We start from the raw sequence: 24,544 nt of genomic DNA, 5'->3' as shown, positions 1-24,544 counted from the left end.
CACGCAGAGATTAGCATCTGTGGATGACAGAAAAACCAAACTGCCATCACCTTTTCCAGGTTATCTGACTTATTTGACGCCAAAATCCCGTTTTTTCGACCGTGGATACAATGTAACTATCCGCGAACTGACGTAAGCCTTCGGGCGTTATACTCTTCGGCTAAATTTTAAATCGACATACAAGGACTCGCCCATGAAAGCGTTCGGCAAAATCCTGGGTCTGGTACTTCTCGGGCTGTTGCTGATCATTGTGGCTCTAGGCTTTGCCCTGACCCATCTCTTCGATCCCAACGACTACAAAGACGAGATTCGCCAGATTGCCCGCGACAAGGCCCACATCGAGCTGACGCTCAATGGCGACATCGGGTGGAGCCTGTTCCCCTGGCTCGGTCTTGAATTGCACGAGGCCAGCGTTGCGACCCTGACCAACCCGACCCAACCGTTTGCCGATTTGCAGATGCTCGGCCTGTCGGTTCGCGTGCTGCCGCTGCTGCGCCGCGAAGTGCAGATGAGCGACGTGCGTGTCGAAGGCCTGAACCTGCGCCTGAACAAAGACGTGCATGGCCACGGCAACTGGGAAGACATCGGCAAGAATGTGCCGGACCCGGCCACCGCCGCCAGTGCGCCCACCGTCACTGAAGCGGCCACGGCGCCCAAGCCTGAAAAGCCGCCGCAGCCGATCCGCCTGGACATCGACAGCCTGACCATCAACAACGCCCGCGTCGAATACAACGATGAGCAGACCGGCAAGCAGTTCAGCGCCGAAAGCATCCAGTTGAGCGCCGGCGCGGTGCACGAAGGTGCAAGCATCCCACTGAAACTCACCGCATTCCTCGGCACCAACCAGCCGCTGATGCGCGTCAAGACCGAGTTGAACGGCAACCTGCGCATTCAACGCGCCCTCCAGCGTTACCAGTTCGAAGACATGAAACTCAGTGGCGAAGCCACGGGCGAGCCGCTGCAAGGCAAGACCGTGACCTTTTCGACCCAGGGCCAATTGCTGGTGGACCTTGCCGCCAACATCGCCGAATGGACCAATATGAAGCTGTCGCTGAACCAACTGCGCGCCCTGGGCGAGCTGAAGGTCAATGACCTGGACAAGACTCCGCAGCTTAATGGTGCCCTGTCGATTGCCCAGTTTGACCTGGCCAAGTTCCTCGACAGCGTCGGCAACCCGCTGCCACCGATGGCCGCAGGCAGCCTGAGCAAGGTCGAACTGGTCAGCCGCCTCAAGGGCACGCCGACCAGCCTGGCGCTTGAAGACCTCAACCTGAAACTCGACGACAGCACCTTTACCGGGCGCGTGGCCGTGGATGATTTCGCCAAGCAATCCCTGCGAGTGCAGCTCAAGGCGGATACGTTCAACGCCGACAACTACCTGCCGGCCAAGTCCGAAGCCGCCAAAGGCGCTGCGGCCGCACGCCAGGCTGAAGTACAGAACAGCGAAGCCGGCGCCATGGCGGCCGGTGGCACCACACCACTGCCGGATGCGCCGACCAAGGCCGCCTGGAGCACCGACAAACTGCTGCCACTGACCCGCCTGCGTACCCTGGACGTGAACGCCGACCTGTCCTTCGGCCAACTGACCCTGAGCAAGCTGCCGATCCAGAACGCCGCCCTGAAAGCTTCCGGCCTCGATGGTCAGCTCAAGCTCGACACGTTGAGCGGCGGCCTCTACAACGGCACCTTCCAGGCCAACGGCAACCTTGACGTGCGCCAGGACGTCCCGCTGCTGGCGCTGCAAACCCGCATCAAGCAAGTACCCGTCGAACGCATCCTGCAAGCCCAGGGGCAAAACCCGCCGGTGAAGGGCCAGCTCACCCTCGACAGCAACCTCAACGGTCGCGGCAATAGCCAGAAAGCCCTGATCGACAGCCTCAACGGTACCGCCAGCTTCGCGATCAACAATGGCGTGCTGCTCAACGCCAACATCGAGCAACAGCTGTGCACCGGCATCGCCCTGCTCAACCGCAAGACCCTCAGCGGCGACCAGCGCGGCAAGGACACCCCGTTCCAGGAGCTCAAGGGCAACCTGACCTTCCGTAACGGCGTGGCCAGTAACCCTGACCTGAAAGTGCGCATCCCGGGCCTGGCCGTCAACGGCAACGGCGACATCGACCTGCGCGTGCTGGGTATGGACTACCGGGTCGGCATCATCGTCGAAGGCGACCAGCGCGACGTGCCGGACCCGGCTTGCCAGGTGGGCTCCAATTTCCAGAACATCGAAGTCCCGTTGCGCTGTCGTGGCCCGCTGGAACTGGGCGCCAAGGCTTGCCGCCTGGACAAGGACGGCTTGAGCCAGGTCGCGATCAAGGCGGCGGGCAACAAGCTCAGCGAGAAGCTTGAGCAGAAGCTCGACAAGGTCAATCCACAGTTGAAAGACGCTTTGAAAGGCCTGTTCAATCGATGAGAAACGAGGAATTTTCAACGGCGGTGCTGGACTGGTACGACCGCCACGGTCGCCACGACCTGCCCTGGCAACAGGGCATCACGCCTTACCGGGTGTGGGTCTCGGAGATCATGTTGCAGCAGACTCAGGTCAACACCGTGCTGAACTACTTCGACCGGTTCATGGCGTCATTGCCAACGGTCGAAGCCCTGGCCGCCGCACCGGAAGACGAGGTGCTGCACCTGTGGACGGGGCTGGGTTACTACACCCGGGCGCGCAACCTGCAAAAGACCGCAAAGATTGTCGTGGCCGAATATGGCGGCGAGTTTCCCCGTGACGTCGAAAAGCTCACCGAGTTGCCGGGCATCGGCCTGTCCACCGCTGGCGCAATTGCCAGCCTGAGCATGGGCCTGCGGGCGCCGATCCTCGATGGCAACGTCAAACGCGTGCTGGCGCGCTTTACCGCGCAAGAGGGATACCCGGGCGAGCCGAAGGTCGCCAAGCAGCTGTGGGCCACCGCAGAGCGCTTTACGCCCCACGACCGCGTCAACGCCTACACCCAGGCGATGATGGACATGGGCGCCACCCTTTGCACCCGCAGTAAACCCAGTTGCCTGCTGTGCCCGCTGGAAAAGGGCTGCGAAGCCCACATGCTCGGGCTGGAAACCCGCTATCCAATCCCCAAGCCACGCAAGACCGTGCCCCAAAAGCGCACGCTGATGCCGTTGCTGGCCAATGGCGAGGGCGCGATCCTGCTTTACCGTCGCCCTTCCACGGGCTTGTGGGGCGGTTTGTGGAGCTTGCCGGAGCTGGATGACCTGGCAGACCTGGAACACCTGGCCAACCAGCACTCGCTGGCGCTGGGCGAGCAACAGGAACTGCCGAGCCTGATCCACACCTTCAGCCACTTCCAACTGGCTATCGAACCCTGGCTGGTCCAGGTCCAGGAGTCTGCCCATCACGTGGCCGAGGCTGACTGGCTCTGGTATAACCTCGCCACCCCGCCGCGCCTGGGCCTTGCCGCCCCGGTCAAGAAACTGCTGAAGCGCGCGGCTGAAGCATTGAACGCAGGAGTTCCGTCATGACCCGCACCATCATCTGCCGCAAGTACCACGAAGAATTGCCCGCCCTGGAACGCGCCCCGTTCCCCGGCGCAAAAGGCCAGGACATCTTTGACAACGTCTCTGCCAAAGCCTGGGCCGACTGGCAAAAGCACCAGACCCTGTTGATCAACGAAAAACGCCTGAACATGATGAACGCCGAAGACCGCAAATACCTGCAGGGCGAGATGGACAAGTTCTTTTCCGGCGAAGATTACGCCAAGGCCGACGGCTACGTGCCACCTGCTGAATAATTGATCAAATGTGGGGGTTGGTCCGTAAGCGACGGTAATAATTAAATATTTTTTGAAAACTTGCTTGACGACCCCCTGAAAAACCCGTTTAATGCGCCCCGTTGCCCAGATAGCTCAGTCGGTAGAGCAGGGGATTGAAAATCCCCGTGTCGGCGGTTCGATTCCGTCTCTGGGCACCACTAATTAGTTTCAGGTGGTGCAAACGTCATCTGAAACACACAAGAAACCCGCCTAGTGCGGGTTTTTTGTTGCCTGGGATTTGTGGCCGTTCACTTTCATCCAATTGCGAAGGGCCAAGAGCATCTCCAGCCCCAAGCCATAGACAGGCCTGAGGCTGATCGCCAGCCCCACCCCGCACTCACCTCACCAAAAACACCAGCAGCGGATTGTCATTCAACCGCCCATTGAACACAGGCGCCATATGCTCCAGCGGCGTGCCGCTCAGCAATGCGGTTTGCTTGCGCTCCACAATCACCCAGGCGGGGCGCGGCAGCGTGTCCACTAGCAACGGTTCGTTGCGCCCAATGAACAAAGGCTTCTCGTCGTGATCCAGGTTCATGATGTAGCGAATCGCCCAGGTGTCTTTGGCGAGATCCACAAACACCAGGGTTCCAGGCGTATCGGCACGCAGCTTCTCCACCGCGCCAACGAAGTTCTTGGTGTCGTATTGCAGGTCCTTGGCCGGCTCCACCACCACGACGAGCACCAGCCATTGGGTGACCAACGCAACAAGGCTGAGCACCACCAAACGCTGGCCGAGACGGCCCTGCAAACGGCGCCAGGCAATCACCGCTGCCAGTTGCAACACAATCAGCACACCCACCAACGCAGGCACTGAAACGTCCGGCCAGTAACCGTGCTTGTGCCACAGGTGCCGACAGACAAACACCACCACAATGCCCAGCACCGGCAACACAGCCACCAGCCACTCATAGCCACGACGCACCCCAAGCAGCCAGCCTTGGGCCTGGAGCAGGCCATAGGCGGCTACCGCAGCAAACATCGGGACCATCGGCACGATGTAATAGGCGCGCTTGAAGTGCGGGATGGACAAGCCCACCAAAATCATCAGGCCGCAGGCGGCCAGGCGCACCATCAGTTGCACGTCGGCATCTTCGTTACGCATCGACCATCTGTGGCGCAGGGCAATCATCGTTGCCAGTGCCAGCGGTACCACCGGGAAGTAACGGTACAGACTCAGCTTGAAGTAGAAGTAGAACGCCTCACCGGATTCGTCGAGGCGCCCGGCGAACTGCATCCGCAGCACATCATCGACGAAGGCTTCGCCACCGCTGATCCGCGCCAGCTTCAATAGCAACCACCAACAGCCGGCCAGCAGGATCAGGCCGATCACGCCATGGGCAATGACCTTTTTCAGCACGCCAATTCGCTCTTGCCGCGTACGAGCGGGGCCCAGTGCCCAGTAGACACACACCACCCCGCACACCTCGATCAGCCCCAGCGGCCCGCGAATGGCAAACGCCACCACGAACAACGGAAAGACCGCATATTGGCGCACCCTCGAACCCATGTGCTCGCCGGTATGCAACAGGTAAAAAGCACCGAGGCACAGCAACGAGACCATCTGGTCCAGGCATGCCGAGCGCGACTTCTCCAGCAATTGCGCGGTCAATGCGGTGAGCAGCACCGTCAGCAGCGCCCACGCCCGGCCCGACGGCACCAGCAAGCGGTAGATCAGCGCCATGACCCCGGCAGACGCCAAGGCGGTGGGCATCACGTTAGCCAGGTCGTTGGGCGCGCCGAACAAGCGGGCAAAGAGGTAACTGAGGTAGGTCGCGGTGCCCGGGTAGTCCGGGTAAGGCTCACCGTAGGTGGTAGGAAACAGGCTCGCGCCGTGGCGAAACATCTCTTGCATGAACACGGCCCAGCGGCCGTCGAAGCCTTGTGGCTGCTGGTCCCAGATGCCCAGGGTAAACAGCAGCAAGGCGATAACGAAAATGCCCAGCGATTCCATTCGAAAGCGATTGTGTTGATCCATTATTCAGCCTGTCAGGTGGGGTAAACCGGTCCATGTTGCCGAACCCCACCCTGAATGCCCCCTGAACGGAATCAAACATTCATCCGCCTAACGACGAGCGGGCCAGATCAGCAGCGGAATCAGCCGGATATAGAGTAGCTCTCCCACCAGCTCCACCAGGGTTTGCATGATCACTGCGGCGGCGGCAAGCCCGCGGATGTCTTCAGGCAATGCCAGCGCCAGCGGCAATACCACCAGGGAGTTGCGTGTGGAAGCGCTGAAGGTAACCGCCCGCGCAGTAATCGACGGTAGCTTGAACAGGCGCGCAGCCAGCGCGCCCATTACCGGGGCCAGTAACAGGAAGCCGATATACACCGGGATCACCGGCGCCAGCAGGCCGATATCGCGGACCACTGCGGTAATCTGCGAACCGATCACCACCATCAGCACCAGCGCCATGGCGGGTACGGGTAACCAGGCCCAGGCATCGTTCCACGCACTGATGACTGTGGATCGCCGGGACAGGGAAGTCGTCAGCACCGCCAGAATCATGGGTACAACGATCAGCAGCAGGAAGGCCTCGACAAAGGGCCCCACCGCCACCACCACCTGCGACTGCGCGCCCAGGATCAACCCAAGGTACACCGGCAACAGCAGCAGCTGGAGCAGCAACAGGACCGGGGTCGCGGCCAGCATCAACCGCGAGTCACCCTTGCCGATGTGGGTGAACACCACGACGTAGTCGATGCATGGCGTCAGCAGCACCAGCAACGCGCCGATCAGAATCGCCGGGTGTTCCACCAGGCCACGGGTCAACGTCCACACCAGCAGCGGGATCAGGATGAAGTTGGCCAACAGCAACGCGACCATGAAGCGTTTGTTGCCCAGACCCTGGCGCAGGTGCAGAAACGGGATTTGCAGGAACATCGCATACATCAACACGGCGATGGCAGGTGTCACCAGGGTGCCCAGGCCTTGGGCCATGGATGGCGCCAACAGGCCGACAACGGCAGCCAGCAGCACGGTGGCGAAGTAGATCGGGATCTGGTTTTGTTCGAGGGTGTCGCGGTTCATGGGCCGGCTCTGGTGGGCGAAAGGGTCTAAGCCTAGGCATCTGTGCCGCTCAGGTCGAGCCTCAGAAAAATCCCCGGGGTGTTCGTAGCGGAAATTTGTTAGTTTCGACTTCTTATAAAACTGCGCACGGGCCGTTGACACCCCATCGAAAGCGCAATGATCGAGCCTGCTCATGAACCTGCCAATCCGACCTCAAGCCGAAGCATTCCGCGAGCCCACAGCCGATGGGCATTCCATCGGAGGCTTCACGTGGCGCCATCCGCGCACAGACTTTGAACGCCCGGTCGTCGTCATCAACGCCGCCACCTCTGTACGCTGCCGTCACTACTCACGGTTTGCCGATTACCTGTTTGCCAATGGCTTCGACGTCATCACCTACGACTACCGCGGCATCGGCGAATCCCGCAGCGGCTCGCTGAAGGGGTTCAAGGCCTCATGGTCGGATTGGGGCGTGCTGGACTTCGAAGCGATCCTGCAGCGAGCACAGCGGGAGTTCGCTGGCCAGCCGATTGATGTGGTCGGGCACAGTTTTGGCGGATGTGCGGCGGGACTCGGGGCTTCCGGCGCGGTAATTCGGCGCCTGGTGACGGTAGGCGCGCAGTTTGCCTACTGGCGCGACTACGAGGCGAGCGGGCGCTGGCGGATGTTTGCCAAATGGCATGTGGTGATGCCATTGATAACTGCGTTTTTTGGCTACTTCCCGGGCAAGCGCATGGGCTGGCTCGAGGATACGCCGGCGGGTGTGGTACGCGATTGGAGCACGCCGACGCCGGGTTATGAACAGCGCCCCAGCGGGCGAGCCTTGGGTGAGTTGCCGTTTTCCCGGGTGAAGGCCCAGGTATTGGCCATCAGCATTACCGATGATCCGTTCGGCACGGTGGCGGCAATCGAGCGCCTGCTGGGTTATTTCAAAGGCAGCGAGCGCACGCATCTGCGGATCGCACCTGAAGATATCGGCGAAAAAGACGTCGGACATTTCGCGTTCTTTCGCAGCCAGTATCAGGATCGGTTGTGGCCGATTGCGCTGGCATGGCTACAGCTGGGAGAGCTGGCCCAAGGCACTCCGGGGCGCCAAGTGACGGATCGCACTTAGAAAGCCTTGGGATTTCCCCAGACCTGCGCTTCAATACCCCACCCCCAGATCCTGACACCAAGGACGTGAGCCCATGGCTTCGCCGAACAAGCAGCAAAAACGCGCCCACCGGGCAAAAGCCAAGGCCAAGCAGAACCGTACCCAACGCGCCGTCGCGACCAAGCCGGACGCCTTTGCCGGCGATGACAGCCGCATCGATCTTGAGTCGGTGGATTTGACCGAGCTGTTCCTGGAAATGCGCACCGCTGGCGAAACCAGCCAACAAGCGCTGTGTGCGGTGTTCCTGGCGCACCCGCTGTTGGCGGTGGTGCTGGAGCAGGAAGGTGAAGAGGAAGCGACCGACTTTATCCTCGCGGCACTGATCGAGTATCGCCAGTGGGCCACGGATACCGAGGATGAAGCGGCAGCGCTGGCGTGGATTGAATCGCCGGAGTTCCAGGCCGATTACGTCGCGGCGTCACAGGCGCTGGTTAGCTCCGAAGACTGATACAAAACGAAATGTGGGAGCCGGGCTTGCCCGCGATGGCGGTGTGTCAGTCGATACATGTGTTGACTGACACACCGCCATCGCGGGCAAGCCCGGCTCCCACAGTTTTTTGCAGTGTTTGATGAATCGTATTTCAATCCATCAATTCAGCACCGCAGCCCCAACCTTCCGGCCCTTGCGCCGACGCGACACCATCAGCCCCGCCGCAACCACCAGCAAGCTCAGAATCCCGGTGGCCATGATCTCCACCTGGTGCGCTTCCTGGAACAGCATGATCGTCAGCACGCCCACGATGAACACGATCACCGCATACGTCAGGCCCGGGAACAGCCACATCTTGAACGCAATCTTCTCGCCCGCTTCCGTGCGCTTCTGGCGCATGCGCAGTTGCGACACCGCGATCACCAGGTACACCAGCAGCGCGATGGCGCCGGAACTGGCCAGCAGGAATTCAAACACCGCCGCCGGTGCCACGTAGTTGGCGAATACCGCCAGGAACGCCGCGCCGGTAGACAGCAACACCGCCCAGTAAGGCGTGCCGCTCTTGTTGGTGATCTTGGACACCGCCGGCGCATCACCGCGACGGCCCAGGGAGAACATCATGCGTGAAGCGGTGTACAGCGCCGAGTTCAGGCAACTGGTCACGGCCACCAACACCACCAGGTCGACGATCAGCTTGGCATTCGGGATACCCATGCGTTCCAGCACCGTCTGGTAGGAACCGACCGCTGCCAGCGCAGGATCATTCCATGGCACCAGGGCCACGACGATGAAGATCGACACCAGGTAGAACAAGCCGATCCGCCAGATCACCGAGTTGGTGGCCTTGGAGATCTGCTGGCCAGGGTTCTTCGATTCAGCGGCCGCGATGGTCACGATCTCGGTGCCCATGAACGAGAACATCGTGGTCAGGATCGCCGCCAACACCGCGCCCATGCCGTTTGGCAGGAAGCCCTGGGTGTCGAACAGGTGCGAAACGCCGCTGACCTGGCTGCCCGGCAAGAAGCCGAAAATCGCCAGGATGCCGAGGATCACAAAGCCAATGATCGCCACCACTTTGATCAGCGCAAACCAGAACTCGAACTCGCCGTAGTTCTTCACGCTGAACAGGTTGGTCGCGGTCAGCAGCAAGGTGATGATCAGGGTGAATGCCCAGATCGCCACGCTGGGAAACCAGGCGTGGAGGATGGTCGCGGCGGCGTTGGCTTCCAGCGGAATCACCAGCACCCAGAACCACCAGTAAAGCCAGCCGATGGTGAAACCGGCCCAGTGACCAATCGCACGGTCGGCATAAGTAGAGAACGAACCCGTGTCCGGGGATGCTACGGCCATCTCGGCCAGCATGCGCATGACCAACACCACCAGCGTACCGGCGGCCGCATACGCCAGCAGCACGGCCGGGCCTGCGGCAGCAATCGCGTGGCCGGAGCCGACAAACAAACCGGCACCGATAACGCCGGCAATCGACAGCATGGTGACGTGACGCGGTTTGAGCCCCTGTTCGAGGTCATTGGAGCTTTGCGTACTACTCATTGACACACCTTTGCGAGGAATTGCGAATACGGTCCACCCGGCCTGACGTCTTTCTCGTGAAAAGAAACCAACGGGGCGTTCTTTATTTTTTACGCAAGATTTGCGCCAAAATGTTACAGGGCCGCGATTGACGCGGCCTGTAGGGAAACTCAACAGCTCTCGTAAGTCACTGACACTAATGGCATTCCGCTATAGCGTTACTGTGCGACCCACATGAAGTGCGAACAAGCGCACCAAAAACACACACAAATTGTGCGTGACGCTCCATTAGAGGGCTTATAAGAACCGTTCGCCGGTTTAACCCTTCCAACACCCGGCCAAAGCTGGCACCATCGCGCCCTTTTTTACGCGAAGCCTGTAGGCATCCGGGTTCAAACGGCTGTTCGGTTGTTGATGGCGCGACACACTGCTGTGCCGATGCGACACCCTGCCGCACACCGTCTGTTTACCGCCTGCAGGGCTGTTGGCTGTCATCCAAACGCTATGCTAGCTTGGCGCCTCGCCAGGAAGGCGGGCCAATAGCAGGAGCGCAATGAACACAATGAGGACCGCACATGGCTGAGGCCACGCCCGCGCTTGAAATCCGCAACTTGCATAAACGCTATGGTGAGCTGGAGGTGCTTAAAGGTATCTCGCTGACCGCCCGCGACGGCGATGTGATCTCGATCCTGGGTTCCTCCGGTTCCGGCAAGTCCACGTTCCTGCGCTGCATCAACCTCCTGGAAAACCCGCACCAGGGGCAAATCCTGGTGGCTGGCGAAGAGCTCAAGCTCAAGGCCGCGAAAAACGGTGAGCTGGTAGCCGCCGACGGCAAACAGATCAACCGCCTGCGCAGCGAAATCGGTTTTGTGTTTCAAAACTTTAACCTGTGGCCGCACATGAGCGTCCTCGACAACATCATCGAGGCGCCGCGCCGGGTGCTCGGCCAGAGCAAGGCCGAAGCCATCGAAATCGCCGAAGCCTTGCTGGCCAAGGTCGGCATCAGCGACAAGCGCCACGCCTACCCGGCGCAACTGTCCGGCGGCCAGCAGCAACGCGCCGCGATCGCCCGCACTCTGGCCATGCAGCCCAAAGTCATCCTGTTCGACGAGCCGACATCGGCCCTTGACCCGGAAATGGTTCAGGAAGTACTTAATGTGATCCGCGCACTGGCCGAAGAAGGCCGCACCATGCTGCTGGTCACCCATGAAATGGGCTTCGCCCGCCAGGTGTCCAGTGAAGTGGTGTTCCTGCACCAGGGCCTGGTCGAAGAGCAAGGATCGCCACAGCAGGTGTTTGAAAACCCGCTTTCGGCGCGCTGCAAACAATTCATGTCCAGCAACCGCTAACGGAGCAACATGCATGCAGAACTATAAAAAATTCCTCCTGGCTGCCGCCGTTTCGATGGCGTTCAGCGCCACGGCGATGGCCGAGACCTTGAAAATGGGGATCGAAGCGGCCTACCCGCCGTTCAACAATAAAGATGCCAGCGGCAACGTTGTCGGCTTCGACAAGGACATCGGCGACGCCCTGTGCGCCAAGATGAAAGTCGAGAAGTGCGAAGTGTATGTCTCGGACTGGGACGGCATCATCCCGGCCCTGAACGCCAAGAAGTTCGACTTCCTGGTCTCCTCGCTGTCCATCACCGATGAACGCAAGCAGGCCGTCGACTTCACCGACCCGTACTACTCCAACAAGCTGCAGTTCATCGCGCCTAAAGCCACCAAGGACTTCAAGACCGACGCGGACTACCTGAAGGGCAAGATCATCGGTGCACAGCGCGCGACGCTGGCCGGTACCTACCTGGAAGACAAGCTGCCGGACACCACCGCCAAGCTCTACGACACCCAGGAAAACGCCTACCTCGACCTGACTTCCGGCCGCCTCGACGGGATGCTCGCCGACAAGTACGTGCAGTACGAGTGGCTGAAAAGCAAAGACGGCTCCGCCTACGAATTCAAGGGCGACCCGGTGGTTGAGAGCGACAAGATCGGTATCGCCGTACGTAAAGGCGACCCACTGCGTGAGCGCTTGAACAAAGCCCTGGCTGAAATCAAAGCCGACGGCACCTACAAAAAGATCAACGACAAGTACTTCCCTTTCAGTATCGAGTGATCCTGAATGGCCTGCCCGGCGCGCTCGCTTGAGTGCGCCGGTCCTGAGCTTTGCCTTGCGAAACGACTAAACCATGAATTTCGACCTCTACGGATTCGGCCCGGCGCTTGCCGCTGGTGCGCTGATGACCGTCAAGCTGGCGCTCACCGCCCTGTGCCTCGGGCTGGTGCTCGGCCTGGCCGGCGCCCTGGCCAAGACATCCCCGTACAAGCCGCTGCAATGGCTTGGCGGCGCCTACTCCACCCTGGTTCGCGGCATTCCGGAACTGCTGTGGGTACTGCTGATTTACTTCGGTACGGTCAACCTGATGCGCTCCCTCGGGGAGTTTTTCGGCAACCCCGACCTGTCCCTCAGTGCCTTTGCCGCCGGTGTTATCGCCCTGGGCCTGTGCTTTGGCGCCTACGCCACGGAAGTCTTCCGCGGCGCGATCCTCGCCATTCCCAAGGGTCACCGTGAAGCCGGTGTCGCGCTGGGCCTGTCGAAGTTTCGGATCTTCACCCGGTTGATCATGCCGCAGATGTGGCGCATCGCCCTGCCCGGACTGGGCAACCTGTTCATGATTTTGATGAAGGACACCGCGCTGGTCTCGGTGATCGGCCTGGAAGAAATCATGCGCCACGCGCAGATCGGCGTGACCGTCACCAAGCAGCCCTTCACCTTCTTTATGGTTGCGGCCTTCATGTACCTGGGCCTCACCGTCCTGGCGATGACCGGCATGCACTTCCTGGAAAAACGTGCCGCGCGCGGCTTTGCGAGGAGCACGCAATGAGTGGCGACTACAGCTGGCTGTCGCATTTCGACCTGGGCCTGAACTGGGCCGTCATCATCAAGTGGCTGCCCCGGTTGGCCCAGGGCGCGACCCTGACCCTGGAACTGGTGGCCATCGCCGTGATCGCCGGTCTGCTGCTGGCAATCCCGTTGGGCATCGCGCGTTCTTCGCGCCTGTGGTACGTGCGCACCCTGCCCTACTGCTACATCTTTTTCTTCCGGGGCACGCCGCTGCTGGTGCAATTGTTCCTGGTGTATTACGGCCTGGCGCAGTTCGACGCCGTGCGTGAAAGCTTCATGTGGCCGTACCTGCGGGACCCGTTCTGGTGCGCCACCGCCACCATGACCCTGCACACCGCCGCCTATATCGCCGAGATCCTGCGCGGCGCGATCCAGGCCATCCCGCCGGGTGAAATCGAAGCGGCGCGGGCGCTGGGCATGTCCAAGCCCAAGGCGCTGTTCTATATCATCCTGCCACGTGCGGCGCGCATCGGCCTGCCGGCCTACAGCAACGAAGTGATCCTGATGCTCAAGGCCAGCGCCCTGGCCAGTACCGTGACCTTGCTGGAACTGACCGGCATGGCCCGCACGATCATTGCCCGCACCTACTTGCCGGTGGAAATCTTCTTCGCTGCCGGGTTGTTCTACCTGCTGATGTCCTACGCCCTGGTGCGCTTCTTCAAGCTGCTGGAGCGTTGGTTGCGGGTTGATGCCTGCCAAGGGCGCTGATGCCGTGTTGACGGGTGAGCCGTTGCTCGCCCGCTTCCAGGCATTGGACGCGTTCCTCACCGAGCATCAAGGGCTGTGGCGACCACGGCCCTTTACCCACCTGCAATTGCCCTGGGAAGCGCAGCATCCCGAGCTGGCCAACTGGCTGCGCCAACGCTCGCTGGCTGAGGCGGAAAGCAGCCATAACCAACCTCATAACCTGCCGGCGCCCGCGCCGTTTCCCGAGCTGGCGGCCCAGTCGCTGAGTCTCGGTGCTGTGGATAACTTACCGTCCACTGCGCTACCGGCCGCCCACCACCGCTTAAACGTCGATGTTCCCGGCCGCAAATGGCAGCAGATAGAAGCCTTCGGCGCCGCCCTACAATTTTCTAAAACACCCCAGCACTGGCTCGACTGGTGCGCCGGCAAGGGCCACCTCGGCCGTCGCCTGCTGCAACCCGGACAGCAACTGACGTGCCTGGAATACGACCCGGCCCTGATTGCTTCAGGGCAAGTCCTCAGCGAACGCCATCAATTGCCCGTCAGCCATCACCTGCAAGACGTGATGGCCGACGTGCAGATCAACCGTGATCAAACCCCAGTGGCCCTGCACGCGTGCGGCGACCTGCATGTGCGCCTGCTCCAGTTGGCTAGCGCCGCCGGTTGCCAGCAACTGGCTGTGGCGCCCTGCTGCTACAACCGCATTCGCGCTGAGGAATATCAGCCGCTGTCGATCGCAGCCCAGGCTTCATCGCTCCGTTTATCAGTGGAGGACCTCGGCCTGCCGCTGAGCGAAACCGTCACCGCAGGCGCGCGCGTACGCCAGCAGCGAGATACGTCGATGGCCAGGCGTTTGGGTTTTGATGTGCTGCAACGGCACCTGCGCAGTAGTGACGAATACCTGCCCACTCCGTCCCTGCCCGCGAGCTGGCTGGCCAAGTCGTTCGCCGACTACTGCCGCGAACTGGCTGCACTCAAGGGATTATCCACAGGTGAACAGGATTGGTCGGCACTGGAAGCCCAAGGCTGGCGGCGCCTGGCCCTGGTGCGAAACCTGGAATTAGTGCGTGGTCTGTTTCGGCGCCCGCTGGAAATGTGGCTGGTACTGGACCGGGCATTGTTTCTCGAAGAAAACGGTTACAGGGTTCAAGTCGGCAGCTTCTGCGAAACACCGCTCACCCCACGCAACCTGATGCTGCTCGCCGAGCGCAATTAAAGGGCATTTTGTCGCAGCATGCCCTGTGGATAAGTCTGTTGATGGAATTCTGACAGAGGCCCTGCCTGCAAGCTTTACAGGGCAAAATGCTGACTGGTCATTTTTTGTTCACAAAATAAAACGCACGCAAAACAGGCAGTTGCGGCGTGTTGAGAACCGCTCCGCAAAATTGCGGTTTCATGACATGTCAAACCAATCGATTGTGCATAAGCATCTGGCGTTAGCGGCATAACCCGGTCTTTTCAGCGGGTAATCAACAGGCGGCAAAGCTCGTTGATATCGTCACAGGCCATGCTTGCGGCGTCGCCATCCAGCGGGTCGCTGCCAAAGGCCAGAGCCTCGCTGATCGCCGAATCCCGGTGCACCACTTCCAGCAGGTTTTCACCCAGGCGCTTCTTGAACACCTCGACCATGTCGAGGCTGAAGCCGGAAGTCTCGTCGAGTTGGTTGATCACAAAGTGGCACCGCAGCGCCGGCTGACGATCAACGTGTGGCGCCAGCAACTGCTCCATCTGCTCCAGAGTGCCGAGGGAGGCCGCATCCGCCTGGGCGATGACCAGCACCACATCGGCCACGTTCAGTGCCTGATGCAGGTAGACGTTGTTGCCCGCCGGGGTGTCGATGATGACTGTATCCTGCTCGCTCAGACCGAGGGCCGAGAGGTGCTGCGCCAACCACTGCGGTTCCTGCTTGAGCCACCGCTGCAGGTCTTCCTGTTGGCGAATATCGGTTTCGCCAAAAGTGATCACCTGGCAACCGGCGAAGCCCGAATGAAGGATCTGGCTCCAGCGCTCGTTCTGCAGGCTGGTGCGCCCGATGCCGGGCAAGCTGTGGCTCAGACCAAAGTGGTGATAGAGGGCATTTTGCGGGTCCAGGTCCAGCGCCACCACCGGCCGCCCGAGGCGCTGCAAACCGCTGCTCAGCGCCGTGGCCAGGGTGCTACGGCCCACGCCGCCATTGACCGACACCAGCGCCACCACATTCGCACGAATGGTCGCGGCTTCGCCGGACTGCTCGTTGGCACAGGGGGAATGTCGGAGGAACGACGCGCCGCTGCCCATGTTGAGACTGGCGCTGTCGTCGATGGGCATGTCTTCGAAGAATTGCAGCATCGAATCCATTCCCTGGACATCATTGGCAGTTGTCTTATTAAACAACTCAAAAAGTTCATCAGTACGGCTCATCGCCAACACTCCATCACGACGCATCTTAAAGACGTGAAAGGTCAGCTGTACTGATGCTTACCGCAGGTCTTTTTGTGGGCGCCTTTGTGTACGCATTCTGTGACAAAGGAATGAAGGTGTCATTATTTTGGTGTTTCTGAAGAAATCTTTACGACGAACGGTAAAAAGTCAATTAAATGACTAGTCGTCGCCGGATCGCGAAACGTCTGAAATGCCTCTAATGGCTGCGCTCGTGTAACAAGCTGTATGAAATCTACCTCCTATACATACCGAGGCAAAACCCAGAGGTGCGTGACACAGGCCGGATACCTCCCAGGCGCTCAATAGACTCCAACGCAACACACCCTATTGAACCCCAGAGGACACCACCATGAACCGGAACACCTTCATTGCCAGCTGCCTGTTTGCCTTGCTCAACATCGCCGCCCTTTCGGCCCAGGCCGAAGCCAGCCCCAAGGTGGATATTCAACAAGTGCTGTCGACCGTGGACGATGGCGGCGCGGCATGCGGCGTTGTGAATGCGCGGATGACCTACCTGGATTCCCATGGGCAGAAGCAGGTGTTTGAGTACATGAAGTTTGCGGATTCGTGTAACGAAGGCAACTGATCGGAACACATTCTTTTACGGGCTGACCCTGGATGGCCTTCGGGCTGAGGAAGCCATCCCCAGTGGTCAAAATGAGCTGGATGCTAGAAAACCTCTGTGTCTGCAAAAATAGTCAGAATTCAGGGGTTTACAGAAGCTTGCCAATCGCTATAATCGTCGCCCTAACACGCCGGTATAGCTCAGTTGGTAGAGCAACTGACTTGTAATCAGTAGGTCCCGGGTTCGACTCCTGGTGCCGGCACCATACAAAACGAAGCCCTCGCAGAAATGTGAGGGCTTTGTTGTTTCTGGGAGTGTTCTTACCGCAGATCCTGATCTGGCAGCCTCACTACTTTCCTGCTGATCACCTACCTGCTCCCACGCCCCTCTGCAAACCTTTCGAAAGCCCCGACTCCTGTAACCACGCTCGCATCGATCTTTGTATGCGAGATTTTGGGTTTAGGCGGAACCGTGCAGAGCGATAAATAAATCCGGCCCCTTCACGCTTAAAAAAGCATACCGCACGAGCAGCATGATTTTGCGTCCGGAACGGGCGGTAGAAATGGCGCACCAGCCCTTCAAGCTCCGCTTCCTGAGAAAACGCGACAGACTCATCTTCCCATCCCCAAAACCGAACATTGCGGCAGCAAAACCAAACAACTATTTCCCCTGTTGCGCCCACCCCACCACCACGCTACCCTCCTCCGGTCGCTGCAAATTCAGCGACCGGGCCTGAGAACCCGACATGATGCAGGCGCAACAGCGCCACCAATCACGATTTGCAGGCGTTTTTTTATGCCCGCAGTTTCGTGCAATGGCGGCTGTGCGTGGGAGACCTTCGGGTCTGCCGGGTTCCTGTATCTCCGGTTCTCAGCCTGCGCACAGCTGCCACCCATTCGCCTGAGAACGAACGTGGTAGCTCTCACTTGATATGGGAGTTTTACCGATGAACGCTCCAAATCCGTCTGGCTTCACTACCCTCGGCGTTACCCCTTTTTCGTTTCACTCTGATCAGCCTTTGTTCCGCGTTAACAGCGGGGTTTCCCTGAGCGAAGCGCTGTCTCACGTTTCCGATTTGCTGCATGTGGCCAAGCTGTTGGCAGAGGATGCGGCGATGATTCGGGATACGGACCGATACGCCTGGGCTTCGCACTATCTGCAGCAGATGAGCAAGGCGGTGATTGATGATGTGGTGAAGGTGTTGGAGTCGCCGGGCAATAATCTGTAGGTGTGTCAGGTTGTGAGTGTGTTGGCTGGGCCATCGCCATCGCGGGCAAGCCCGGCTCCCACATTTGATCGTTGTTGTTTGTTCTAGAGTGCCTGGCTTGAAGCCGTCACCCACAAAAACGCCCCGAACCATCACGGTTCGGGGCGTTTTTTATTCAGCCGTATCGCTTAGTGCCCAGCACTCTGCCCACCGTCCACATGCAGAATTTCCCCGGTCACAAACCCTGCCGATTCCAGGTACACAATCGCCTGCGCAATATCCCGCGCCTCCCCCATATGCCCAACCGGATGCAGGCTACCCAACGCCGCATGGGTCTCTTCCCCATGCATCGGCGTCTTGATAATCCCTGGGCTCACCGCGTTCACGCGAATCCCGCGCTTGGCGTATTCAATCGCCAGCGATTTGGTCGCCGAGTTCAGCCCGCCTTTGGTCAGCGAAGCCAGCACCGAGGGCACGCCATCAATCGCGTGGTCCACCAGGCTGGTGGTGATGTTGACGATGTGCCCGGCGCCCTGTTTCAGCATCTCGGTAATCGCCAGTTGGGTGATGTAGAAGAACCCGTTGAGGTTCACGGCCAGGACGTTCACGTAGTCTTCGTGGGTGTAGCTGGTGAAGGGCTTGGCGACGAAGATGCCGGCGTTGTTGATCAGGCTGTCGATGCGGCCAAAACGCGCCACGCCTTCGCGGATGACGCGCTCGGCGGTGGTCGGGTCAGCAATGTCGCCGGCCACGGTGAGGATGTCCGGATCCGTCGACGGTTTGATCGACCGGGAGGTGGCAACCACGCGGTAATCCAGCTCGCGGTAAGCCTTGACCGCAGCCGCGCCGAGGCCTTGGGATGCGCCGGTGATCACAACGACTTTTTTCGAATTGCTCATGATGAAACCTCTATATAGAAAAGGGGACGGTTCAAGCAGCCACGGCGGACATTTCCCGCAGCATCTGTTCGTAGTAACTGACGGATTGCGACCCGGAGACCAACTGGCGGCCGTTGAGGACCATGGCCGGTACGGAGTTGATGCCGTGCTCGCGGTAGAACGCTTCAAGCTCGCGCACTTCATTGCCGTAGGCGGCAGAGCCCAGCACCCGTCGTGCGCCTTCGATTTCCAGCCCGGCTTCGGCGGCTAAACGGGCCAGGGTTTCGTGGTCGCTGACGTTTTGGCCATCGGTGAAATACCCATGCAGCAGCGCCTTTTTCAGCTCGATCTGCCGCCCTTGCTGCAACGCCCAAAACAGCAACCGATGAGCGTCGAAGGTGTTGTAGAAGTGGCTGCGTTTTTCCAGGTCGAAGGTGAAGCCGATGGCATCGCCGCGCTCCATCAGCATTCTTTTCCCGCTGGCGACTTCTTCAGCGCTGCGCCCGTATTTGCGCATCATGTGGGCGACGGCGTTTTCACCTTCGGCCGGCATGTCGGGGTTGAGTTCGAAGGGTTTGAAGGTCAGTTCAACCTTCACTTCGCCCGCCAGGTTGTCGATGGCTTGTTCCAGGGCAGTGGCGCCCAGGGCGCACCATGGGCAGACCACGTCGGAGATGAAGTCGATGGTGACGGGCGTGCTCATGACGGATTTTCCGCGAGCTGCTTGCGGTACTGGGTAGTGGTGATACCGGCGTAGCCCCAGTTATCGGTGTCGACTTCCTCGATGACGATGTGGGTCAGGTCGGGGCGTTTGTTAAGGACGCGCTCGAGGGTTTCGGTGATTTCGGCAATGACCTGGGCTTTCTGCTCCGAGGTGACGCCGTCGCGGGTGATACGTACGCTGACAAATGGCATGACAAGGCTCCAGTGACTTGCCCATCGGTGTGGTGGGCAGGCAGTGAGGCCAATTTATGAGGTTGCTTGAAGTGGATAAAGGTGGGGCTGAGTACTTCATTAGTGATGTGATGTAATCAATAGCCCGGATCGCAGGCGTAAAAAAACCCCGAACCAGTCGGGGTTTTTTATTGCCTTGAATCAGGCACGACACCGAATCAATTAGAAAACGTTGATTGGGTAGTCGGCGAACAGGCGGATCTCGTTACCACCCACGTTGTAGTTGCTGGCGTTGTTGGAAACGCGCAACCACGACGCACGGGCACGCAGGCTCAGGTCTTTAGCCGGGCCGCTCTGTACCACGTATTTGAACTGGTTGAAGATCTCACGCTCGGTGCCATTGCCACGGTTGGAACCGTCGTCAATGTTGGTGCCGCGCACGTAGGCGATGTTGTAGGTCAGGCCAGGCACGCCGAAGGCGCTGAAGTCCAGGCCATAGCCTGCTTGCCAGGAGCGCTCGTCCTTGCCGTTGAAGTCAGACCAGTAGGAGTTGGCCAACAGGATGGTGTTGCCACCGTCGCCGATGCCGCTGTCCTTGGTGTTGTTGCGATAGCCGCCGTACAGGTAACCGGTGTCACCGGTGCTGCGCTGGTGGGCCAGGGTGAAGCTGTGCGGGCCAACGGCCCAGGTGGCGCCGAGGCTCCAGATGTTGTTGTCACGGGCGTCAGCATCGCCTTGGGTCAGCTGGGCGAAGCTCTTGTCCAGCTTGGTTTTGTAGCCGTTGAAGTCGAAGGTCAACGATTGTTTTTCTGGCAGGGCCAGCACGTAGTTGACGTTGACGTATTGTTTCTTCAGCACGTCTTCCATGTCGGAGGCGTACAGTGCAGCCGACAGGCTTTCGGTGAATTTGTAGCTGCCACCGATGTAGTTGATGCTTTTCAGATGGCCGCTGTCGCTGCCTTCAGCACCCTTCTGGGCTTGCTTGGTGAAGTGACCAGCGTCCAGTTGCAGGCCAGCGATCTCTTTGGAAACGATCGAAGTACCTTCGTAGGTTTCCGACAACAGACGGGAGTTGTCGTATTCCAGGACCGGCACGGCTGGCATCTGCTGACCGTATTTGATCACGGTGTTGGAGATGCGCGCCTTGACGGCTGCGCCGCCCTTGGCCAGGTCGCTTGCCGCTTCGCCGCTGTCGCCTTGCTTGAAGAAGTTGATGCCACCCGCGCCGCTGCGACCTTTACCACCATCCAGGCGAATGGCGTATTGACCGATCACGTCCACACCCACACCGACGGTGCCTTGGGTGAAGCCGGACTCGAACTTGCCGATGAAGCCCTGGCCCCATTCGGCTTTGTCTTGCTTGCCGTTTTTGTAGTCGCGGCTGATGTACGCGTTGCGTGCCGCGATGTTCAGGTGGCTGTCTTCAACAAAACCCTTCGATTGGGATTGGTCGTCAGCCATTGCTTGCGTAGCGCTCAAAATCCCCAGAGCGATCAGCCCCATCCGTTGCTTCAACATTTTCTTATATTCCTTATTACTGGTTGAGTACGCGCTGTGACACCAGGCTCCGTGTTGCTTTTCTGGTGTCGACTCTCCCAGATAAAAAAAGGCCCGCGGACGACTGAATATGCCGCGGGCCTTTTTTTATTGGAGAAGTCATGGCGGTTAGCCACAGGCGTTGGGGCGAATCCTATCCGCGCCCTTTACTGTGTGTCAATTTCGTGAATCTTCTGTATTTAGGCTAAAAAAGTCTAAGAAACATTAAATAGCCATCATCGCGCAAGGCTCTATCAAGCGCTTCTTGGATCTTCACACCCCTGCAGGCCACACATTGGTGCACTCGATTGAGTGGGTTGAATCGAAATTGCGACTCTTTGTCTCAGCCATTCAGAAAAGGCTTCGGGCTTACCCAGCCAAGGGCTGATGTCAAGCAATTGCAGCTGCCCATTCTGCTCCAAGGCCAACGTGGGAAAGCCCTGGCCACCGATTTTTGCCAGCCATTGGCGGCTGTCGTTGATGTGCGAGCGAGTCTCAGCACCCAGGATTTCATTGAAGGCGGCGTTGAAGGCCCGGGGATCCAAACCGATGGATTCGGCCAGGGTCAGCAGCACGTCGTGATCGGCGATTCGGCGACCTTCGACGTAGTGGGCCGTTTGCAAACGTGCCAGCAGTTCAAGGCCTCGACCTGTGATTTTTTCTGCGGTCAGCACGGCGCTGATCGGCGGGGCGGAGTCGAACACCGCGTCGTGGTCCCGCAGCAGGCCTTCGAAATACGCCTCGCCAAACGGTTGCCCGGTGTACTCGGCGATGCGTCGGTCATGAGGCATGACGTAGTCACGCAACTGTGGCGATACGGATTGGCGATTGGCGCCGGTCATCATCCCGCCGCCGTGCAACTGGATCGGTAACACGCTACGGGCGGCGTTCAGCAGCGGCTCGGCGCCGTAACACCAACCGCACAGCGGGTCGTAAATGTAGTGAAGCGTGGCTGCCGACATGACGGGCTCCGATGGACGTTGATGCCCGCCAGATTAGTCTCACGCACAGTTAGGAAAAACCCTGGATTGGCTTTCAGACTGTTTCGAGAATCGGTCGAATATCCCTCTCCTCTTCAGTCTTGCATCAACTCACACAACGCCTGCACTTCATCCTCGCTGAACAACCCCACCGGGTACCGTTCGCTCATCACCCGGCGCGGGTCGGGCGTCCTGATCTGCCTCGAACCGTTTTCCTTCAACCAGAGCGCCAGCGCATGAATCGCGTCACCGTTCACCCGCAAAGGGTGGAACGTGCGCGTGTACATCAGGTTGATATCGGCATTCATTTCAGCGCTCTCTCCGACTGCTTGAGCGGCTAACTTACTCAAGGTTTATGACAGAACCGCTTAGTCATACACCGTGCTCTATGTCCCAACAGCGATACAAGAGCTATGCCAATGTGCCCGGTTTGTGGGGACCTGGACACAAAAAAGCCCACGAACCTGACGGGCCGTGGGCTTGGTGTGAGCGCGCATACCGTAGCGCGCTCGATTGCCGTTCAACCCGGCATCAGGCTGTTACAAGTGCACTCAGTTTTTGTGCGGGGCCGGCTGTTGCTGGGTCAGGCAGTGGATATTGCCGCCCCCCAGTAACAGTTCGCGGCCCGGCACCATCACCACTTCGTGCTGCGGGAACAGGCTCTGCAGGATCTCCCTGGCGCGGCTGTCCAGCGGGTCATCGAAGCTCGGCGCGATGATGCCGCCGTTGACGATCAGGAAGTTGACGTAGGAACCCGCCAACCGCACCGTGGGATTGCGTTCTTGGGTGCCGTCTACCGGGTCGACACCGGCGCATTCTTCCTCGGTGGCGTACAGCGGCCCCGGGATCGGCATTTTATGCACTGTGAACGAGCGGCCCTGGGCGTCGGTGCTGCTTTGCAGCACGTCCATGGCGGCATGGCAGCGTGCGTAGTTCGGGTCTTGCGGGTCGTCGGTCCAGGCGAGCAACACTTCGCCCGGGCGCACGTAGCAGCAGAAGTTATCCACATGCCCGTCGGTTTCGTCGTTGAACAGGCCATCCGGCAGCCAGATGATCTTATCCACCGCCAGATTGGCGCTGAGTACCGCTTCGATTTCCTCACGCTGAAGGTGCGGGTTGCGATTGCGGTTGAGCAGGCATTCTTCGGTGGTGATCAGGGTGCCTTCGCCGTCGACGTGGATCGAACCGCCTTCCAGCACAAAACCCTCGGTGCGGTAACGCGGGCTGCGTTCGATCTCGAGGATCTTGCCGCCCACCTGGGAGTCGCGGTTCCACGGCGAATACAGGCCGCCGTCGAAGCCGCCCCAGGCGTTGAAATCCCAGTTCACGCCACGCACTTCGCCGGTGTTGTTGATCACAAAGGTCGGCCCGGTATCACGTACCCAGGCGTCGTCGCTGGACATTTCCACTAGGCGGATATTCGGCACGTCCAGGCGCGCCCGGGCATTTTCGTACTGGCCGGCCGAGACCGCTACGGTCACCGGCTCAAAGCGTGCAATGGCCTTGGCCACCGCCACGTGGGCGGCTTGCGCTGGCTTGCCGCCCAGGCGCCAGTTGTCCGGACGCTCGGGCCAGATCATCCAGGTTTGGGTCTGTGGCGCCCATTCGGCAGGCATGTAGAAGCCGTCGGCGCGGGGGGTGCTGTGCAAAGTGGTCATGGCGATTCAGGACTCCAGGGAACCGTCGAGGGTTTTAAGCGCACCATACAGGTTCGGACGGCGGTCGCGGAACGAACCCCAGGCGCTGCGGATGTGTTCAAGCTCATCGAGGTCGAAGTGGTGCACCAGGATGCCCTCTTCGGTTTCGTTGAGTTCTGCAACTTTTTCGCCGAACTGGTTGGCGATAAATGACGAGCCATAGAAGGTGATGTCGTAGCCGTCCTGCTCTTCATTGCCGATGCGGTTGCTGGCGACCAGCGGCATCAGGTTGGCACCGGCATGGCCTTGCTGTACCCGCTGCCAGTGGGCGCGGGACGAAATTGTCTTGTCGTGGGGCTCGCTGCCGATGGCGGTCGGGTAGAACAGGATTTCCGCGCCTTGCAGCGCCATGCTGCGGGCGGCTTCCGGGAACCACTGGTCCCAGCAGATGCCCACGCCGATCTTCGCGTAGCGGGTATTCCACACCTTGAAGCCGGTGTCACCTGGGTTGAAGTAATACTTTTCATGGTAGCCCGGGCCGTCCGGGATGTGGCTTTTCCGATAAATCCCGAGGTTGGAGCCGTCGGCATCGATGATCGCGATGCTGTTGAAACGCGCGCGGCCGGCCAGTTCATAGAAACTGATGGGCAGCACCACCTGCAGTTCCCGGGCGACTTTCCGGAAGTGCTTGATCGCGATGTTATCTTCAACCGTGGTCGCCAGTTGCAGGTAGTCCGGGTTCGGCTTCTGGCAGAAGTACGGCGCCTCGAACAGCTCCTGGATCAGGATGATCTGCGCGCCCTTGGCGGCGGCCTCACGCACCAGCCTTTCAGCGGTCTCGAGATTGGCTTCAAGGTCCCAGGAGCAGGCCATCTGGGTCGCGGCAACGGTAACGATACGGCTCATGAATCATCTCCTCGACGGCGGGCAAGTGGACGCCTTTATAGC

Annotated in this window: 24 protein-coding genes and 2 tRNA genes; 14 read left to right on the top strand and 12 right to left on the bottom strand. The window is 59.7% G+C overall.

What is annotated here, in order from left to right; all coding sequences use genetic code 11:
* The first annotated feature begins 193 nt into the window (after positions 1 to 193).
* The 4 genes from K0H47_RS04925 to K0H47_RS04910 all read left to right on the top strand — a co-directional run bounded on the left by K0H47_RS04925 (position 194) and on the right by K0H47_RS04910 (position 3,922).
* Complete coding sequence (locus tag K0H47_RS04925) at positions 194 to 2,410, top strand: AsmA family protein (protein ID WP_219272095.1); 2,217 nt, start codon at positions 194 to 196, stop codon at positions 2,408 to 2,410.
* On the top strand, positions 2,407 to 3,474 hold the full coding sequence (gene mutY, locus K0H47_RS04920; RefSeq protein WP_219272094.1) for an A/G-specific adenine glycosylase: 1,068 nt from the start codon (positions 2,407 to 2,409) through the stop codon (positions 3,472 to 3,474). The genes K0H47_RS04925 and mutY overlap by 4 nt, the downstream gene beginning before the upstream one ends.
* Complete coding sequence (locus tag K0H47_RS04915) at positions 3,471 to 3,743, top strand: oxidative damage protection protein (protein WP_010169058.1); 273 nt, start codon at positions 3,471 to 3,473, stop codon at positions 3,741 to 3,743. The genes mutY and K0H47_RS04915 overlap by 4 nt, the downstream gene beginning before the upstream one ends.
* A 103-nt stretch (positions 3,744 to 3,846) precedes the next feature.
* A tRNA-Phe gene (locus K0H47_RS04910) sits at positions 3,847 to 3,922 on the top strand.
* 179 nt (positions 3,923 to 4,101) lie between these two features.
* Here the strand turns inward: K0H47_RS04910 and K0H47_RS04905 are convergent.
* Together K0H47_RS04905 and K0H47_RS04900 are read right to left on the bottom strand one after the other, a co-directional pair.
* Positions 4,102 to 5,742 carry a glycosyltransferase family 39 protein gene (locus tag K0H47_RS04905; protein ID WP_219272092.1) on the bottom strand — a complete coding sequence of 547 codons (1,641 nt, stop codon included), beginning with the start codon at positions 5,740 to 5,742 and terminating at the stop codon, positions 4,102 to 4,104.
* 87 nt (positions 5,743 to 5,829) lie between these two features.
* A complete protein-coding gene (locus K0H47_RS04900; protein WP_219272091.1) occupies positions 5,830 to 6,795 on the bottom strand; it encodes an arsenic resistance protein in 966 nt (321 codons plus the stop codon).
* Positions 6,796 to 6,967: 172 nt separating this feature from the next.
* Here K0H47_RS04900 and K0H47_RS04895 point away from each other — a divergent pair, with 172 nt between their 5' ends.
* Together K0H47_RS04895 and K0H47_RS04890 are read left to right on the top strand one after the other, a co-directional pair.
* Positions 6,968 to 7,888 (top strand): alpha/beta fold hydrolase, encoded by a 921-nt coding sequence (locus K0H47_RS04895; protein WP_219272089.1) that lies wholly within the window; start codon positions 6,968 to 6,970, stop codon positions 7,886 to 7,888.
* A 73-nt stretch (positions 7,889 to 7,961) separates the two neighbouring features.
* Positions 7,962 to 8,375, top strand: a complete 414-nt coding sequence (locus K0H47_RS04890; protein WP_063033519.1) for a hypothetical protein — start codon at positions 7,962 to 7,964, stop codon at positions 8,373 to 8,375.
* 141 nt (positions 8,376 to 8,516) lie between these two features.
* Here K0H47_RS04890 and gabP read toward each other — a convergent pair whose 3' ends face one another.
* Positions 8,517 to 9,908 (bottom strand): GABA permease, encoded by a 1,392-nt coding sequence (gabP, locus tag K0H47_RS04885; protein WP_219272088.1) that lies wholly within the window; start codon positions 9,906 to 9,908, stop codon positions 8,517 to 8,519.
* A 554-nt stretch (positions 9,909 to 10,462) separates the two neighbouring features.
* Here gabP and K0H47_RS04880 point away from each other — a divergent pair.
* The 5 genes from K0H47_RS04880 to K0H47_RS04860 all read left to right on the top strand — a co-directional run bounded on the left by K0H47_RS04880 (position 10,463) and on the right by K0H47_RS04860 (position 14,694).
* Complete coding sequence (locus K0H47_RS04880; RefSeq protein ID WP_017478155.1) at positions 10,463 to 11,236, top strand: ABC transporter ATP-binding protein; 774 nt, start codon at positions 10,463 to 10,465, stop codon at positions 11,234 to 11,236.
* A gap of 13 nt (positions 11,237 to 11,249) precedes the next feature.
* Positions 11,250 to 12,002, top strand: coding sequence for an ABC transporter substrate-binding protein (locus K0H47_RS04875; RefSeq protein ID WP_063033521.1), 753 nt, complete (start codon positions 11,250 to 11,252; stop codon positions 12,000 to 12,002).
* A 73-nt stretch (positions 12,003 to 12,075) separates the two neighbouring features.
* Positions 12,076 to 12,771: an ABC transporter permease gene (locus K0H47_RS04870; protein WP_010169038.1), complete on the top strand. Its 696-nt coding sequence runs from the start codon at positions 12,076 to 12,078 to the stop codon at positions 12,769 to 12,771.
* Positions 12,772 to 12,809: 38 nt separating this feature from the next.
* Positions 12,810 to 13,499 (top strand): ABC transporter permease, encoded by a 690-nt coding sequence (locus K0H47_RS04865; protein ID WP_063034087.1) that lies wholly within the window; start codon positions 12,810 to 12,812, stop codon positions 13,497 to 13,499.
* A complete protein-coding gene (locus tag K0H47_RS04860; RefSeq protein WP_219272087.1) occupies positions 13,480 to 14,694 on the top strand; it encodes a methyltransferase in 1,215 nt (404 codons plus the stop codon). Before K0H47_RS04865 ends, K0H47_RS04860 begins: the two co-directional genes overlap by 20 nt.
* 242 nt (positions 14,695 to 14,936) lie before the next feature.
* Here the strand turns inward: K0H47_RS04860 and bcsQ are convergent, their stop codons facing one another.
* Positions 14,937 to 15,878, bottom strand: coding sequence for a cellulose biosynthesis protein BcsQ (gene bcsQ / locus K0H47_RS04855; protein ID WP_219272085.1), 942 nt, complete (start codon positions 15,876 to 15,878; stop codon positions 14,937 to 14,939).
* Between the two features lie 370 nt (positions 15,879 to 16,248).
* On the opposite strand from bcsQ, the gene K0H47_RS04850 reads away from it, so the two are divergent.
* From K0H47_RS04850 to K0H47_RS04840, 3 genes are all read left to right on the top strand, one after another.
* A complete protein-coding gene (locus K0H47_RS04850) occupies positions 16,249 to 16,485 on the top strand; it encodes a DUF2790 domain-containing protein (protein WP_177025833.1) in 237 nt (78 codons plus the stop codon).
* 168 nt (positions 16,486 to 16,653) lie between these two features.
* Positions 16,654 to 16,729: transfer RNA gene (locus tag K0H47_RS04845), tRNA-Thr, on the top strand.
* 681 nt (positions 16,730 to 17,410) lie between these two features.
* On the top strand, positions 17,411 to 17,692 hold the full coding sequence (locus tag K0H47_RS04840; RefSeq protein WP_219272083.1) for a DUF3077 domain-containing protein: 282 nt from the start codon (positions 17,411 to 17,413) through the stop codon (positions 17,690 to 17,692).
* 167 nt (positions 17,693 to 17,859) lie between these two features.
* On the opposite strand, the gene K0H47_RS04835 is transcribed toward K0H47_RS04840, so the two are convergent.
* From K0H47_RS04835 to aguB, 8 genes are all read right to left on the bottom strand, one after another.
* Complete coding sequence (locus K0H47_RS04835; protein WP_219272081.1) at positions 17,860 to 18,570, bottom strand: SDR family NAD(P)-dependent oxidoreductase; 711 nt, start codon at positions 18,568 to 18,570, stop codon at positions 17,860 to 17,862.
* Between the two features lie 31 nt (positions 18,571 to 18,601).
* Positions 18,602 to 19,252 (bottom strand): DsbA family oxidoreductase, encoded by a 651-nt coding sequence (locus K0H47_RS04830; protein ID WP_219272080.1) that lies wholly within the window; start codon positions 19,250 to 19,252, stop codon positions 18,602 to 18,604.
* The gene (locus K0H47_RS04825) at positions 19,249 to 19,464 is read right to left on the bottom strand and encodes a 4-oxalocrotonate tautomerase family protein (RefSeq protein WP_003218111.1); all 216 of its coding nucleotides are present in this window, start codon (positions 19,462 to 19,464) and stop codon (positions 19,249 to 19,251) included. The genes K0H47_RS04830 and K0H47_RS04825 overlap by 4 nt, the downstream gene beginning before the upstream one ends.
* Before the next feature lie 201 nt (positions 19,465 to 19,665).
* On the bottom strand, positions 19,666 to 20,961 hold the full coding sequence (locus tag K0H47_RS04820; protein ID WP_177025830.1) for an OprD family porin: 1,296 nt from the start codon (positions 20,959 to 20,961) through the stop codon (positions 19,666 to 19,668).
* Between the two features lie 272 nt (positions 20,962 to 21,233).
* Positions 21,234 to 21,941 carry a DsbA family protein gene (locus tag K0H47_RS04815; protein ID WP_063033567.1) on the bottom strand — a complete coding sequence of 236 codons (708 nt, stop codon included), beginning with the start codon at positions 21,939 to 21,941 and terminating at the stop codon, positions 21,234 to 21,236.
* A 113-nt stretch (positions 21,942 to 22,054) separates the two neighbouring features.
* Entirely contained in the window at positions 22,055 to 22,267 is a 213-nt protein-coding gene (locus K0H47_RS04810) for a hypothetical protein (RefSeq protein ID WP_017478139.1), read from the bottom strand.
* A gap of 243 nt (positions 22,268 to 22,510) precedes the next feature.
* Positions 22,511 to 23,617, bottom strand: a complete 1,107-nt coding sequence (gene aguA / locus K0H47_RS04805; protein WP_177025829.1) for an agmatine deiminase — start codon at positions 23,615 to 23,617, stop codon at positions 22,511 to 22,513.
* Between the two features lie 6 nt (positions 23,618 to 23,623).
* Positions 23,624 to 24,502 carry an N-carbamoylputrescine amidase gene (aguB, locus tag K0H47_RS04800; protein ID WP_093202809.1) on the bottom strand — a complete coding sequence of 293 codons (879 nt, stop codon included), beginning with the start codon at positions 24,500 to 24,502 and terminating at the stop codon, positions 23,624 to 23,626.
* Positions 24,503 to 24,544: the final 42 nt, after the last annotated feature.

The sequence above is a fragment of the Pseudomonas sp. Xaverov 83 genome, from assembly GCF_019352905.1.
Classification (GTDB): domain Bacteria; phylum Pseudomonadota; class Gammaproteobacteria; order Pseudomonadales; family Pseudomonadaceae; genus Aquipseudomonas; species Aquipseudomonas yamanorum.
This window is presented reverse-complemented; position numbering and strand designations above follow the sequence as displayed.

Excerpts from the sequence above, each read along its gene's own strand:
- K0H47_RS04925 (WP_219272095.1), top strand. The coding sequence starts at position 194 with ATGAAAGCGTTCGGCAAAATCCTGGGTCTGGTACTTCTCGGGCTGTTG.
- K0H47_RS04840 (WP_219272083.1), top strand. The coding sequence starts at position 17,411 with ATGAACGCTCCAAATCCGTCTGGCTTCACTACCCTCGGCGTTACCCCT.
- K0H47_RS04820 (WP_177025830.1), bottom strand. The coding sequence starts at position 20,961 with ATGTTGAAGCAACGGATGGGGCTGATCGCTCTGGGGATTTTGAGCGCT.
- K0H47_RS04895 (WP_219272089.1), top strand. The coding sequence starts at position 6,968 with ATGAACCTGCCAATCCGACCTCAAGCCGAAGCATTCCGCGAGCCCACA.
- K0H47_RS04810 (WP_017478139.1), bottom strand. The coding sequence starts at position 22,267 with ATGAATGCCGATATCAACCTGATGTACACGCGCACGTTCCACCCTTTG.
- K0H47_RS04830 (WP_219272080.1), bottom strand. The coding sequence starts at position 19,252 with ATGAGCACGCCCGTCACCATCGACTTCATCTCCGACGTGGTCTGCCCA.
- aguB (WP_093202809.1), bottom strand. The coding sequence starts at position 24,502 with ATGAGCCGTATCGTTACCGTTGCCGCGACCCAGATGGCCTGCTCCTGG.
- K0H47_RS04850 (WP_177025833.1), top strand. The coding sequence starts at position 16,249 with ATGAACCGGAACACCTTCATTGCCAGCTGCCTGTTTGCCTTGCTCAAC.
- mutY (WP_219272094.1), top strand. The coding sequence starts at position 2,407 with ATGAGAAACGAGGAATTTTCAACGGCGGTGCTGGACTGGTACGACCGC.
- gabP (WP_219272088.1), bottom strand. The coding sequence starts at position 9,908 with ATGAGTAGTACGCAAAGCTCCAATGACCTCGAACAGGGGCTCAAACCG.
- aguA (WP_177025829.1), bottom strand. The coding sequence starts at position 23,617 with ATGACCACTTTGCACAGCACCCCCCGCGCCGACGGCTTCTACATGCCT.
- K0H47_RS04905 (WP_219272092.1), bottom strand. The coding sequence starts at position 5,742 with ATGGATCAACACAATCGCTTTCGAATGGAATCGCTGGGCATTTTCGTT.
- K0H47_RS04835 (WP_219272081.1), bottom strand. The coding sequence starts at position 18,570 with ATGAGCAATTCGAAAAAAGTCGTTGTGATCACCGGCGCATCCCAAGGC.
- K0H47_RS04915 (WP_010169058.1), top strand. The coding sequence starts at position 3,471 with ATGACCCGCACCATCATCTGCCGCAAGTACCACGAAGAATTGCCCGCC.
- bcsQ (WP_219272085.1), bottom strand. The coding sequence starts at position 15,878 with ATGAGCCGTACTGATGAACTTTTTGAGTTGTTTAATAAGACAACTGCC.
- K0H47_RS04870 (WP_010169038.1), top strand. The coding sequence starts at position 12,076 with ATGAATTTCGACCTCTACGGATTCGGCCCGGCGCTTGCCGCTGGTGCG.
- K0H47_RS04880 (WP_017478155.1), top strand. The coding sequence starts at position 10,463 with ATGGCTGAGGCCACGCCCGCGCTTGAAATCCGCAACTTGCATAAACGC.
- K0H47_RS04890 (WP_063033519.1), top strand. The coding sequence starts at position 7,962 with ATGGCTTCGCCGAACAAGCAGCAAAAACGCGCCCACCGGGCAAAAGCC.
- K0H47_RS04860 (WP_219272087.1), top strand. The coding sequence starts at position 13,480 with ATGCCTGCCAAGGGCGCTGATGCCGTGTTGACGGGTGAGCCGTTGCTC.
- K0H47_RS04900 (WP_219272091.1), bottom strand. The coding sequence starts at position 6,795 with ATGAACCGCGACACCCTCGAACAAAACCAGATCCCGATCTACTTCGCC.
- K0H47_RS04815 (WP_063033567.1), bottom strand. The coding sequence starts at position 21,941 with ATGTCGGCAGCCACGCTTCACTACATTTACGACCCGCTGTGCGGTTGG.
- K0H47_RS04825 (WP_003218111.1), bottom strand. The coding sequence starts at position 19,464 with ATGCCATTTGTCAGCGTACGTATCACCCGCGACGGCGTCACCTCGGAG.
- K0H47_RS04875 (WP_063033521.1), top strand. The coding sequence starts at position 11,250 with ATGCAGAACTATAAAAAATTCCTCCTGGCTGCCGCCGTTTCGATGGCG.